The sequence below is a fragment of the Paraburkholderia sp. SOS3 genome, from assembly GCF_001922345.1.
Taxonomy (GTDB): domain Bacteria; phylum Pseudomonadota; class Gammaproteobacteria; order Burkholderiales; family Burkholderiaceae; genus Paraburkholderia.
Window position 1 is genome coordinate 323403 of the sequence record NZ_CP018811.1, and the last position, 12096, is coordinate 335498.

Below are 12096 nucleotides of genomic sequence, written 5' to 3' on the forward strand. Positions count from 1 at the left end.
GTGCTTGCAGCACTGACGTGGCCGGACCAGCACGCAGCCGCGATGAAGACGGGCACAAGAGAACGCATGAGGTGGGGCACGCGCACGATGTCGGATTAAGCGTAGAAATAGACTGAACAGCGCGACTGCGCATGAGCGCGATGCATGCCGGAGCGCCGTACAAACCGGCATGCATCGCGCCAATTGCTATGCGTCGCTTTCCACCACTTCGAAGTTGGTGATCTTCACGTCCCCTTCGGGAAAGACTGCGATGATTTCCAGCTCGCCGCCGAGGCCGCGAATGTGATCGCGCAACGTGGACACATAGGTGTCCGCGCGTTGCTCGAACTTCGCAATGCTCGGCTGCTTCACATGCAGCACAAGGGCCAGGTCTTCCTGAGACATGCCGCGAGCCCGGCGCAGTTCGTGCAGCGCCATTTCCGCCATCAGACGGCGGGCTTTCTCTTCGGAGCGAGCCCGGGACTCGGGCGACATTCCTGCCCGCAGTTCAGTGAACTTCTTGACCATATACCGTTTCCTCCTCTTTCAATTGCTCGATATGCTCGCCGTAAAGCGTGTCTGCGCGCGGGACGTTCCGCTGATACCAGCGGTCGTCACCGCCCTTGTTGCCACCGAGCAGCAAGATGGCAATGCGCGACGGGTCGAACGCGTACAGCACCCGATACGGCTGCCCCTCGTGCTGCACCCGCAACTCTCGCATGTGGCCGCAACGCGAGCCGTGGATATGACTCGAATGCGGATATCGCAAATACGGACCGTATTCTTCAAGCAGCCGCACCGATGCCGCGACCGACTCCTGTTCGGACTCGTTCAAAACTTCCCACCAGTCACCGAAAGCGCTGGTGTATTCGACGTCCCAGTTCATGAGCAATATAACCTCCAAAGAATATTCCGTCAATGGAATAAGTTGCCGGAATGTCAGGGCGCGGCAGTACCGCGACACAGAGGTCATGCTAGGGAGATCGGGACGGTAGCGACAGTCGGCCAAACGGCCAACGCTAAGGAAAGCAGAGGAAATGCAAACGGACAGCGAGCGGCACCGTGCGGCCGCTCGCAGGACACCGAGGCTCGCTACGCGCGTCGCTCGCTGATTTCGTCGGGAATACCGCAGGCCGTGCCCGCGTTTGCGGCGATCTCGCGGGCGGCCTTCGCGCCTTCGACCTGCAGCAGCGTCGGCAGCGACACGCCGTTTTTAGCCGCCGTCACTTCCGCGAGAATCGAGACGGCGATCTCAGGCGGCGTGCGGCTGCCGATATAGATGCCGACCGGCCCGTGCAGGCGTGCGAGTTCCGTGTCGGTCAGATCGAATTCCTTGAGCCGCTCGCGGCGCGCCGCATTGTTGCGTCGCGACCCCAGGGCGCCGACGTAGAATGCCGGCGTTTTCAGCGCTTCCATCAGCGCGAGGTCATCGAGCTTCGGATCGTGCGTGAGCGCGATCACCGCGCAGCGCTCGTCGAGCTTCATCTCGAGCACGGTGTCGTCCGGCATCGTGCGCACGATTTTCGTGCCCGGCACATTCCACTCGTCCGTGTACTCTTCGCGCGGGTCGCAGACGGTGACCTGATAGTCGAGGCCGACCGCAATATTGCAGAGATACCGCGACAACTGCCCGGCGCCGATCACGAGCATCCGGTAGCGCGGGCCATGGATCGTGAGCAGGCGCCGCTCGTCGAAATCGACGCCGTCCGTTGCTTGCGCCGCGCCGTAGTGGACCGCGCCGCTCGCCATATCGAGCGTGCGCGCGACGAGCTTGCCGTCCTCCACCGACCGGCACAATTCCGCGATGCCGCTTTGCTTGCTCAGCGGTTCGAGCACGAGCTGGATCGTGCCGCCGCACGGCAGGCCAAAGCGGTGTGCTTCTTCGGCGCTGATGCCGTATTTCACCGCTTCCGGGTGGGTCTGTTCGATGCCGCGTTGGCGTACGCGATCGATCAGATCGTCTTCGATGCAGCCGCCCGATACCGAGCCGACCACGAGTCCATCGTCGCGTACTGCGAGCATCGCGCCCTCGGGACGCGGCGACGAGCCCCACGTCCTGACAACCGTGACCAGTAGCGCGCGGTGACCTTCGTCGAGCCAGCGTGCACTGGATTTCAGGACTTCGAGATCCACGCTGTCCATGATTTCTTCCTCTTCGGTTCGGCGCCTTCGGTGGTGGATTCCGTTGCGCCTGTCTGTTCTGCCGGGCTTTGCGCTTCAGGTGCGGCGCTGCTATCGACGTTTGCGTCGCTGGCCGTGCCGTCGCCGCCGCCCGTTACCTGCGCGCTGAAGCGCTTGAAAAATTCGCCCGCGATCTTGCGCGCGGCGCCATCGACGAGCCGCGAGCCGATTTGCGCGAGCTTGCCGCCGACCTGCGCACTCGCCGTGTACGCGAGCGTGGTGGCGTCGTCGCCGTCCGGCTCGAGCGTGACCTGTGCGTGGCCTTTGCCGAAGCCCGCCGCGCCGCCCTGGCCCTCGAACACAATCGTATACGTATGCGGCGCGTCGATGTCGGTCAGCAGCATACGCCCTTTGAAGCGCGCCTTAACGGGACCGACCGATGCGCTCATCGAGATCGCGTACGCATTCTCGCCGTCTGCGTCGATACTTTCGCAGCCCGGTATCGAGGCGCGCAGGATCTCGGTGTCGTTCAGCGCTTCCCACGCGCGCTGTTGCGAAACGGGAAGCTTATGGGTTTCGGTCAGGTCCATCGTGTGTCTCCTGCGGGTTTTGGGGTTCGCGCGGCGAGGTCGGCGGGTGCGGCCGGCCGCAGCGCTCGATGGGCCGGCTGCGTGGCGGGCGCAAGCGGCGCAAGCTGCGCGAGATCGCGGGCGAACGCGCTGAGGCTGTCGAGATTATGGACCGGCCGGTGCGCGTCCACATGCGGCAGGATCGCTTGCACGCCGCGCGCTTTCGGCGCGAATTCGCTGTAGCGCAGCAACGGATTGAGCCAGACGATGCGGTGCGCGAAGCGCCGCAGGCGGCTCATTTCAGCGGCCAGCAGATCGATCGCTTCATGATCGAGGCCATCGGTAACGAAGACCACGGTCGCCCTGCCGGTCAGCACGCGTCGTGCCCAGCGCCGGTTGAAGTCGGCCAGCGCCGCGCCGATGCGCGTGCCGCCGGACCAGTCGACCACCTGCTCCGCGAGCGCCGCAATCGCCACATCGGGGTCGCGCTCGCGCAGCGCGCGCGTCGCGTTCGTCAGCCGCGTGCCGAACAGGAACACCTGCAGGCGCTCGCGCGACTGCAGCAGCGCGTGGCAGAAGTACAGCACCGCGCGCGAATAGCTGCTCATCGAACCGGAGATATCGAGCAGCAGGACGAGCGGCGGCTTGCGCTCGACGGCCGCGCGATATTTCCAGACGGTCCAGTCGCCGCCCGCCCGCACCGCGTGCCGCGCGCTCGCACGCAGGTCCGCATGCGTGCCGCGCGATGCGGCTTTGAGGCGGCGTGTCGGTTCCATCGCGAGCGGCAGCCGGTGGCTGCGGATCACATGGCGCAGCGTGCGCCATTCGTCGGCGCTCAGCGTATCGAAGTCGCGGTGGCGCAGCCGTTCTTCCGCGCTGAAGGTGACGTGCGCGTGCAACTCGTGCTGTTCCATTCGCGGCGCGCGCGGCGCGTTGCGCGTGACCGGCGGACGCGCCGCGAGCGCGTCGGCGAGGCGGTTGTTGCGCTTCGGCGGCGGGATCGTGTTGCCGACTTTCGGCAGCAGCAGCGCGCGCATCTTGCCGGCCCAATCGGGATCGCGCCAGAAGAGCTCGAACGCCGCGTCGAACAGTTCGCGTTCGTCGGGCGCACGCACGAGCAGTGCGGCCAGCGCGGCTTGCACGTCGTCGCGGCGCGCGAGTCCGACGTGGCGCAATGCGTCGAGCGCGTCGACGGCCTGTGCCGGCGACATCGGCAGGCCAGCCGCGCGCAGCAGCCGCACGAAATGCACGACGTTGCGCGCGAATGCGGGAAAAGCGTGCGGTGCTTCGTCGGTATCCGGCGTGGCGTTCATCGCGCGTCACTCCGCCGCGGCGATGCACTCGGCGATCTGTTGCGCGTCCATGCGCGCGAGATCGTCCTGATACTTGAGCAGTACGCCCAGCGTATCCTGCACCGATTGTGGATCGAGCTCGGTCACGCAGAGCGCGTTGAGCGCGCGGCACCAGTCGATCGTTTCGGCGATGCCCGGCGCCTTGAACAGATCCATCCCGCGCAACTGATGCACGAAGCCGACCGCATGCCGTTGCAGCGCTTCGCTCGTTTCGGGCGCACGCGCGGCGACGATCGCGAGTTCGCGTTCGCGCTCCGGGTAGCCGATCCATTGATAGAGACAGCGCCGCTTCAACGCATCGTGCACTTCGCGCGTGCGGTTCGACGTCATCACGACAAGCGGCCGCTGCTGCGCGCGCACGGTGCCGTACTCGGGAATCGACACCTGAAAGTCCGAGAGCAGTTCGAGCAGGAACGCTTCGAACGGCTCGTCGGCGCGGTCGATTTCATCGATCAGCAGCACGCGGCGCGCGCCCGGGTTCCGTTCGTCGGGCATCAGCGCCTGCAGCAGCGGGCGCTTGAGCAGGAATTCGCTGCGATAGAGCGTGTCGCTGCCGGGCTTCTCGCCGGACGCTTCGGCGACACGCAGCGCCATGATCTGCCGCGGGTAGTCCCACTCGTACAGCGCGCTGGCCGTGTCGAGTCCTTCGTAGCACTGCAGCCGCAGCAGCGACGTGCCGAGCATGCCGGCCGCGGCCTTCGCGAGCTCGGTCTTGCCGACGCCGGGCTCGCCTTCGACGAACAGCGGCCGCTCCATCCGCAAGGCGAGAAAGAGCGCCGTCGCAAGCTCGCGGCTCGCGAAGTAGTCCTGTTCGGTCAGTCGCGCGAGCGTGTCGTCGATGGAGGCGGGTTGCATGCCGCGTCGACCCGCTGCTATGCCTTCGCGCGTTCGACCGCGCGCGCCGCGAGGATCGGAATCAGATGAGCGCGATATTCGGCGCTCGCGTGCAGATCCGTATTGAGGCCGTCGGCCGAAACCGTCACGGCGCGCGCCGCCGCCGGCGAGAAGTCGGCCGATAGCGCCTGTTCGAGCTCGGGCACGCGAAACACCGACGGCGCCGCGCCCGTCACCGCGACGCGCACGCCGCCTGCCTGCTTCGCGACGAACACGCCGACGAGCGCGAAATGCGACGCCGGATTCCTGAACTTCTCGTACGCGGCGCGCTCCGCGAACGGAAATTCGACCGACACGATCAGTTCGTCCGGGGCGAGCGCGGTCTCGTACATGCCGACGAAGAAGTCTTCGGCCGTGATGCGGCGGCGATCGGTCACGACCGTCGCGTCGAGGCCGAGCACGGCGGCCGGATAGCAGGCAGCCGGGTCGTCGTTCGCGAGCGAGCCGCCGATCGTGCCGAGCGCGCGCACCTGACGATCGCCGATGTGCGCAGCGAGATCGGCAAGCGCGGGCAGCGCGTGGCGCACGTCCTCGTTCGCCGCGACGTCTGCGTGACAGACGGCGGCGCCGATCGACAGCGTCCTGTCGCCTGCGCGGATCTGCTTGAGCTCGGGAATGCGCGTGACGTCGATCAGCTGCGAGGGCTGCGCGAGACGCAGGCGCATGGTCGGCAGCAGGCTTTGGCCGCCGGCCAGAAACTTCGCGTCGACGTCCGCGGCGAGCGCCGATACCGCGGCCTTCGGATCGGCCGCACGTTGATAGTCGAATGTGTACATGTGGGCTCCTCCGCTCAGGCCGGTTTGGACGACGTGCGTTGCGACGCTCCCGCGGCTTGCATCGCCGACCAGATCCGATGCGGCGTCGCCGGCATCTGCAGGTCGGTGACGCCGAGCGGCGCGAGCGCATCGATGATCGCGTTGATCACCGCCGGCGGCGAGCCGATCGCGCCCGCTTCGCCGCAGCCTTTCACGCCGAGCGGATTGTGCGTGCACGGCGTGCCTTTCGCGGTTTCGACCGTGAACTGCGGCAGATCGGACGCATGCGGCATCGCGTAGTCCATATACGAACCCGACAGCAGCTGGCCGCTTTCGGTGTCGTACACGCAGCGCTCGAGCATCGCCTGGCCGATGCCCTGGCCGAGGCCGCCGTGCACCTGTCCTTCGACGATCATCGGGTTGATCACGTTGCCGAAGTCGTCGATCGCGGTGAAGCGTTCGATGCGCGTTTCGCCCGTATCGACGTCGACTTCGACTTCGCAGATATAGGCGCCGGCCGGATAGGTGAAGTTGGTCGGATCGTAGAACGCGCTTTCGTCGAGGCCCGGTTCGAGCTTGTCGAGCGGATAGTTGTGCGGCACGTAGGCGGCGAGCGATATGTCCGTGAAGGTTTTCGTGCGATCGGTGCCGGCCACGCGGAACGTGCCGTCCTTGAACTCGATGTCGTCGGGCGACGCCTCGAGCAGATGCGCGGCGATCTTCTTCGCTTTCGCTTCGATCTTGTCGAGCGCCTTGACGATCGCCGAGCCGCCGACCGCAATCGAGCGCGAGCCGTATGTGCCCATGCCGAACGGAATGCGCCCGGTGTCGCCATGCACGACCTCGACGTTTTCGATCGGCACGCCGAGCCGGTCCGCCACCACTTGCGCGAAAGTCGTCTCGTGACCCTGGCCGTGGCTGTGCGAGCCTGTGAACACGGTCACGGAGCCGGTCGGATGCACGCGGATTTCGCCTGCTTCGAACAGACCCGCACGCGCGCCGAGCGCGCCGGCGACATTCGACGGCGCGAGTCCGCACGCTTCGATGTAGCACGAGTAGCCAAGGCCGCGCCGCTTGCCTTTCTGCTCCGAGGCCTGCCTGCGCGCAGCGAAGCCTTCGACGTCGGCCAGTTCGATGGCGCGCGCCAGAAGCGTTTCGTAGTCGCCGGTATCGTAGGTGAGGCCGACCGGCGTCGCGTACGGGAACGAACGGATGAAGTTGCGGCGGCGCAGTTCGGCCGGGTGAATGTTGAGTTCGCGCGCCGCGCTTTCGACGAGCCGCTCGACCACGTAAGTCGCTTCGGGGCGCCCGGCGCCGCGATACGCGTCGACGGGCACCGTGTTCGTGAAGACCGCTTTGACTTCCGCGTAGATCGCGGGCGTCGCGTACTGGCCCGCGAGCAGCGTCGCGTACAGCACGGTCGGTACGCTCGAGGCGAACGTCGACAGATACGCGCCCATATTGGCGATCGTGTGCACGCGCATCGCGAGGAACTTGCCGTCCTTGTCCATCGCAAGTTCGGCCTTCGTGACGTGGTCGCGGCCGTGCGCATCGCAGAGGAACGATTCGGAGCGCTCGGCGGTCCATTTGACGGGGCGCCGCACCTTCTTCGACGCCCACGTCACGGCGACGTCTTCGGCATACAGAAAGATCTTCGAGCCGAAACCGCCGCCGACGTCCGGTGCGATCACGCGCACCTTCGATTCGGGCAGCGCGAGGACGAACGCAGCCATCAGCAGCCGTTCGACGTGCGGGTTCTGATTCGCGACGTAGACGGTGTAGCTGTCGTCGTATGGCGACCAGGCGGCGTTCGCCGCGCGCGGCTCGATTGCGTTCGGCACGAGCCGGTTATTGACGATATCGAGGGTCGTCACATGCGCGGCGTTGGCGAAGGCGGCGTCGGTCGCAGCCTTGTCGCCGTGGCCCCACGTGAAGCAGGTATTGTTGGGCACTTCGTCGTGCACGGCGGGTTGGCCCGCGTCGGCTGCATGTGCGGTGTCGACGATCGCGGGCAGTTCGTCGTAATCGACTTCGATCAGTTCGAGCGCATTTTTCGCCGCGTTGACCGAGTCGGCGATCACGAGCGCGACCTGGTCGCCGACGTGCCTGACCTTCGTATGTGCGATCACCGGATGCGGCGGCTCGTGCATCGGCGTGCCGTCGATGCTGTGGATCAGCCAGCCGCATGGCAGGCCGCCGACGTTGTCCGCCGCGAGGTCCGCGCCGGTGAAGATCGCGACGACGCCCGGCGACTGCTTCGCCGCCGTCGTGTCGATGCGCTTGATGCGCGCATGCGCATGCGGCGAGCGCAGAAACACCGCGTACGACTGATTGGGCAGGACCACGTCGTCCGTGTACTGGCCGGTGCCGGTGAGGAAGCGGGCGTCTTCCTTACGTTTGACGGAAGCGCCAATGATGCGATGGGTTTCGGGTGCGTTCATTGTCGGGCTCCTCGGCATCGATCAGGCGGTGGCCTTCGCGGCGGTTTGCGTTTGCGCGTGTGCTTGTGCCGAACCCGCGTCCGACGCCATGGCCGCCGCGCCCTCGACGATCGCCTTGACGATGTTGTGATAGCCCGTACAGCGGCACAGGTTGCCGTCGAGCTGTGCACGCACGTCGGCTTCGCTGGGCTGCGGATGGGTCGCAACGAGTGCGGCGGCGCTCATTACCATGCCCGGTGTGCAGAAGCCGCACTGGAGCCCGTGGCACTCCTTGAACGCGGCTTGCATCGGATGCAGCTCGCCGTTCGGGGAGAGTCCTTCGATCGTGGTGATGTCCGCGCTATCGGCCTGCACGGCGAGCATATTGCACGACTTGATCGCGCGCCCGTTCAGATGGATCGTGCATGCGCCGCACTGTGCGGTATCGCAGCCGATATGCGTGCCGGTCAGGCGCAGCTGATCGCGCAAAAATTGAACAAGTAGCGTATTGGGCTCGACGTTAGCGGTGACGGGCGCGCCGTTCACCGTCAGGCTGATGCTGATCGTCATGAACTGTCTCCTTCGCTTTTGTGCGGGGATAGAGACCGGCTCGGGCCCACGTTCACTACCTACCGCCTGCCTGCTGTGAGGGTCCGGCTCGGTTGGTGCTGTTTGTGATTTGTGCCGGACAGTAAAGCACAAATCGGCGGGGGCGGCTATCGGGGGAAATCGTCGCGGCCGCGCATTGCCTTGCTGCGCGGCCATGCTCGATCAGTGCGGACGCACACCATGCGCGATCAGTGCGGATGCACACCATGCGCGAGCTTCGAGCGCCGGCGCGAATAACCGAAATAGATCGCCATGCCGAGCACGAGCCAGACGACGAACGCCATCCACGTGACGCCCGCGAGATTCACCATCAGGAACAGGCACGATGCGACCGCGAGCACCGGCACGACGGGCACGCCGGGACAGCGGAATGCTCGCGGCAGTTCGGGGTGCGTGCGGCGCAGGACCAGCACCGCGATCGAGACCATCGAGAACGCGGCGAGCGTGCCGATATTGATCAGTTCGGCGAGCACGTCGAGCGGCACGAGCGCACCGATCAGGCCGAAGAAGATGCCGCACAGCCAGGTGGTGAGAAACGGCGTCGCGAAGCGCGGATGCACGCGCGACAACGCGGCAGGCAGCAGGCCGTCGCGCGACATCGCGAAGATCACGCGCGTCTGGCCGTACGCCATCACGAGAATGACGGTCAGCATGCCGAGCACGGCGCCGAGATCGATCAGGCCGGCCACCCACGGCTGCCCCGCTACCTGCAATGCATAGGAAACCGGATGCGAGATATGGGCGAACTGCGCGTACGGCACGATGCCGGTCACGATCGCGGCGACCGCGACGTAGAGCACCGCGCAAACGACGAGCGACGCGATGATGCCGATCGGCAGGTCGCGCTTCGGATTCTTGACTTCCTCGGCCGCCGACGACACCGAATCGAAGCCGATAAACGCAAAGAACATGACGGCAGCCGCGCCGAACACGCCCGACCAGCCGTTCGGCATGAACGGCTGCCAGTTCGCCGGCGTTACGTGAAATACGCCGACGGCAATCACGAGCAGCACGACGGTCACCTTGATCGCAACCATCAGATTATTGACGCGCGTCGACTCGCGTACGCCGACCGACAGTAGCGTGGTGATCGCCATCATCACGAGGAAGGCGGGCAGGTTGAAGAGCGTGGCGTGGCCCGGCAGCGCGCCGGGTGCCGCGGTCAGCGCAACCGGCAATGACATGCCGAAACCCGCGAGCAGCGATTGCAGATAGCCGGACCAGCCGACCGACACCGCCGACGTCGCGAGCCCATATTCGAGCATCAGGTCCCAGCCGATGATCCACGCGGCGAGCTCGCCGAGCGTCGCGTACGAGTACGTGTAAATCGAGCCGGCGACCGGAATGGTCGATGCGAATTCGGCGTAGGCGAGCGCTGCGAAGCCGCACGCGATGGCGGCGATAACAAACGAAATGGTGAGCGCGGGACCGGCCTGTACTGCGCCCGTGCCGGTGAGAACGAAAATGCCGGTGCCGATGATGGCGCCGACGCCGAGAAACGTCAGATCGAGCGCGCCGAGCGCTTTCTTGAGGCCGGCGGCTTGCGCGCCGGCGATCATGTGTTCGACGTTTTTCTTTCGGAATACAGACATTGCCAGAAGGTCTCATGAGCGGCGCGTTGTGCATCGCGCGCCGGGTGCGGGAAACCTTCGATTTTATCCGATCGCCGAAAGGTAGCCGTCAGGCTGAAAGTCAGGCCGCAACTCAGGCGGCAAGTCAGGCCGTCATGGCCGGGTTCAGATCGACGAGCCGGTTCGTCATCACATAGAACGTGAGTTCCGCATTGTTGTGCAGCTTCATTTTTTCGAGGAGCCGTGTGCGGTACACGCTGACCGTCTTCACCGATAGCGACAGGGCGTGCGCGATGTCGGTGAGCCGTTTGCCCGACGCGAGCATGCAAAGCGTCTGGTATTCGCGGTCCGACAGCTTTTCATGCGGCATCTGCTCGCCGTCGAACGACACGTAGTTCGCGAGCGCCTCGGCCATCGCCGGGCTCACGTATTTGCGGCCCGCGGCGACCTGCTGGATCGCGGCGATCATCTGCGTGGCGTCGACGGTTTTCGACAGATAGCCGGCCGCCCCCGCCTTGAGTGCGCGGACCGCGTACTGGTCCTCGCGATACATCGAGAACATCAGCACCGGCACGCGCGGCACCTTGCGCTTGAGGCGCTTGAGCACTTCGACGCCGTTCAGGTCCGGCAACGAGATGTCGAGCAGGATCACGTCGTACGAGTGCCGTCCCGCTTCCATCAGCGCTTCGGCCCCGGTCTGGGCTTCCGCCACTTCCGCGGCGACGCCGCGGTCGAGCAGCAACTGGCGTACGCCCTGGCGAACCACGGCGTGATCTTCGGCGAGGAGGATGCGCAGGTTCATCGTGCTTGTCGGCTATCGGGTCATGAACGTGCGGCGTGGCGCCGCGCGTCGGGTTCAGTGGTAGCCAGCAACGCGCGCCATGCGAAGCGCGCGTGCAGCGCGGTGCCGGGCAGCGTACCGCGCGAGTTTTTCCTGGGTTTCTTCGGCCGCGATGTGTTCGCAATGGCGAATTCGCCTTCGAATGCTTCGCAGCGCGCGCGCATGCCGGACAGGCCGAAGCTGCGCTCGCGACGGTTCGCCGCGAGGTTGGCCGCGAGCTTGCCGGCGGCGCGCGGCAGGCCGATGCCGTCGTCGGCGACGATGAGGATCAGATGCTCGGCATCGGTCTCGATGCGCACGTCGGCGCTCGACGCGCGCGCGTGCTTCGCGACGTTGTTCAAGGCTTCCTGCGCGACGCGGAACACTGCAAGCGCGGCGTCGCCTGGCAGGCGCGTCAAACGTGCGTCGGCCGCACAGACGAAGCTCGTGCGCAGGCCCGTGCGGGCCGCGAAGCTGCCGGTCCATTGAGACAGTGCGTGCACAATGCCGCTTTCGAACGACGGCGCATGGAGTTCGTCGATCGCATGGCGAGTGGCGTCGGAGACCGCGTCGAGCGAACGGTTCGCCACGGCCAGCGACGCCGCGCATTGCGGCGGCGCATCGGCCGGCAGCCATGTTTGTACGTTGGCGAGCGCGAAGCGCGCCGCAGTCAGTTCGGCGCCGGTGCTGTCGTGCAATTCCTGCGCGAGCGGGCGGCGCACCGCTTCCTGCGCGCGCACGACCTCGGCCGCGAGTTCGCGTACGCGTTCGCGCAGGCGCGCGATCTCGGCATGGTCGGCGTGCGCGCCGATCGGTACCACGGTCGACGTATCCATTGCGCCCCTGTCAGAAAGTAGCGTGGCCGGCAAACCGGCTGTGCGTCGACAGCGCAATCACGGAAAAACGCATGCGGACCCTTGGCCTCCAGATGCGCCCGCCGCGATCGGCGCCGTGACGGACAATCGCTACGCGATGACGTAACGAAATTTACATTCGGTAACAAGTC

12 protein-coding genes are annotated in these 12096 nt (G+C 65.9%); all 12 read right to left on the bottom strand.

Annotated elements, in window-relative coordinates; all coding sequences use genetic code 11:
• Nucleotides 1–186: 186 nt before the first annotated feature.
• A complete protein-coding gene (locus tag BTO02_RS01440; RefSeq protein WP_075155502.1) occupies nt 187–507 on the bottom strand; it encodes a helix-turn-helix domain-containing protein in 321 nt (106 codons plus the stop codon).
• A complete protein-coding gene (locus BTO02_RS01445) occupies nt 488–865 on the bottom strand; it encodes a type II toxin-antitoxin system RelE/ParE family toxin (protein WP_075155503.1) in 378 nt (125 codons plus the stop codon). Before BTO02_RS01445 ends, BTO02_RS01440 begins: the two co-directional genes overlap by 20 nt.
• Before the next feature lie 206 nt (nt 866–1071).
• A complete protein-coding gene (locus tag BTO02_RS01450) occupies nt 1072–2121 on the bottom strand; it encodes an XdhC family protein (protein WP_075155504.1) in 1050 nt (349 codons plus the stop codon).
• On the bottom strand, nt 2094–2690 hold the full coding sequence (locus tag BTO02_RS01455; RefSeq protein WP_075155505.1) for a CoxG family protein: 597 nt from the start codon (nt 2688–2690) through the stop codon (nt 2094–2096). The genes BTO02_RS01450 and BTO02_RS01455 overlap by 28 nt, the downstream gene beginning before the upstream one ends.
• Entirely contained in the window at nt 2681–3982 is a 1302-nt protein-coding gene (locus BTO02_RS01460) for a vWA domain-containing protein (protein ID WP_075155506.1), read from the bottom strand. Before BTO02_RS01460 ends, BTO02_RS01455 begins: the two co-directional genes overlap by 10 nt.
• A 6-nt stretch (nt 3983–3988) precedes the next feature.
• A complete protein-coding gene (locus tag BTO02_RS01465; RefSeq protein ID WP_075155507.1) occupies nt 3989–4876 on the bottom strand; it encodes an AAA family ATPase in 888 nt (295 codons plus the stop codon).
• Nucleotides 4877–4893: 17 nt separating this feature from the next.
• Nucleotides 4894–5691, bottom strand: coding sequence for an FAD binding domain-containing protein (locus BTO02_RS01470; RefSeq protein WP_075155508.1), 798 nt, complete (start codon nt 5689–5691; stop codon nt 4894–4896).
• Nucleotides 5692–5705: 14 nt separating this feature from the next.
• Nucleotides 5706–8111: a xanthine dehydrogenase family protein molybdopterin-binding subunit gene (locus BTO02_RS01475; protein WP_075155509.1), complete on the bottom strand. Its 2406-nt coding sequence runs from the start codon at nt 8109–8111 to the stop codon at nt 5706–5708.
• A gap of 21 nt (nt 8112–8132) precedes the next feature.
• The gene (locus tag BTO02_RS01480; RefSeq protein WP_075155510.1) at nt 8133–8660 is read right to left on the bottom strand and encodes a (2Fe-2S)-binding protein; all 528 of its coding nucleotides are present in this window, start codon (nt 8658–8660) and stop codon (nt 8133–8135) included.
• Nucleotides 8661–8887: 227 nt separating this feature from the next.
• The gene (locus BTO02_RS01485) at nt 8888–10291 is read right to left on the bottom strand and encodes an amino acid permease (protein ID WP_075155511.1); all 1404 of its coding nucleotides are present in this window, start codon (nt 10289–10291) and stop codon (nt 8888–8890) included.
• 124 nt (nt 10292–10415) lie between these two features.
• Nucleotides 10416–11072 (bottom strand): response regulator transcription factor RqpR, encoded by a 657-nt coding sequence (gene rqpR, locus BTO02_RS01490; RefSeq protein WP_075155512.1) that lies wholly within the window; start codon nt 11070–11072, stop codon nt 10416–10418.
• A gap of 20 nt (nt 11073–11092) precedes the next feature.
• Nucleotides 11093–11926: a sensor histidine kinase gene (locus BTO02_RS01495; protein ID WP_075155513.1), complete on the bottom strand. Its 834-nt coding sequence runs from the start codon at nt 11924–11926 to the stop codon at nt 11093–11095.
• Between the last annotated feature and the right edge of the window lie 170 nt (nt 11927–12096).

What these genes read in the sequence shown, in the direction of transcription:
- rqpR (WP_075155512.1), bottom strand. Translation starts at nt 11,072, where the DNA reads ATGAACCTGCGCATCCTCCTCGCCGAAGATCACGCCGTGGTTCGCCAG.
- BTO02_RS01460 (WP_075155506.1), bottom strand. Translation starts at nt 3,982, where the DNA reads ATGAACGCCACGCCGGATACCGACGAAGCACCGCACGCTTTTCCCGCA.
- BTO02_RS01445 (WP_075155503.1), bottom strand. Translation starts at nt 865, where the DNA reads ATGAACTGGGACGTCGAATACACCAGCGCTTTCGGTGACTGGTGGGAA.
- BTO02_RS01485 (WP_075155511.1), bottom strand. Translation starts at nt 10,291, where the DNA reads ATGTCTGTATTCCGAAAGAAAAACGTCGAACACATGATCGCCGGCGCG.
- BTO02_RS01495 (WP_075155513.1), bottom strand. Translation starts at nt 11,926, where the DNA reads ATGGATACGTCGACCGTGGTACCGATCGGCGCGCACGCCGACCATGCC.
- BTO02_RS01465 (WP_075155507.1), bottom strand. Translation starts at nt 4,876, where the DNA reads ATGCAACCCGCCTCCATCGACGACACGCTCGCGCGACTGACCGAACAG.
- BTO02_RS01455 (WP_075155505.1), bottom strand. Translation starts at nt 2,690, where the DNA reads ATGGACCTGACCGAAACCCATAAGCTTCCCGTTTCGCAACAGCGCGCG.
- BTO02_RS01475 (WP_075155509.1), bottom strand. Translation starts at nt 8,111, where the DNA reads ATGAACGCACCCGAAACCCATCGCATCATTGGCGCTTCCGTCAAACGT.
- BTO02_RS01470 (WP_075155508.1), bottom strand. Translation starts at nt 5,691, where the DNA reads ATGTACACATTCGACTATCAACGTGCGGCCGATCCGAAGGCCGCGGTA.
- BTO02_RS01480 (WP_075155510.1), bottom strand. Translation starts at nt 8,660, where the DNA reads ATGACGATCAGCATCAGCCTGACGGTGAACGGCGCGCCCGTCACCGCT.
- BTO02_RS01440 (WP_075155502.1), bottom strand. Translation starts at nt 507, where the DNA reads ATGGTCAAGAAGTTCACTGAACTGCGGGCAGGAATGTCGCCCGAGTCC.
- BTO02_RS01450 (WP_075155504.1), bottom strand. Translation starts at nt 2,121, where the DNA reads ATGGACAGCGTGGATCTCGAAGTCCTGAAATCCAGTGCACGCTGGCTC.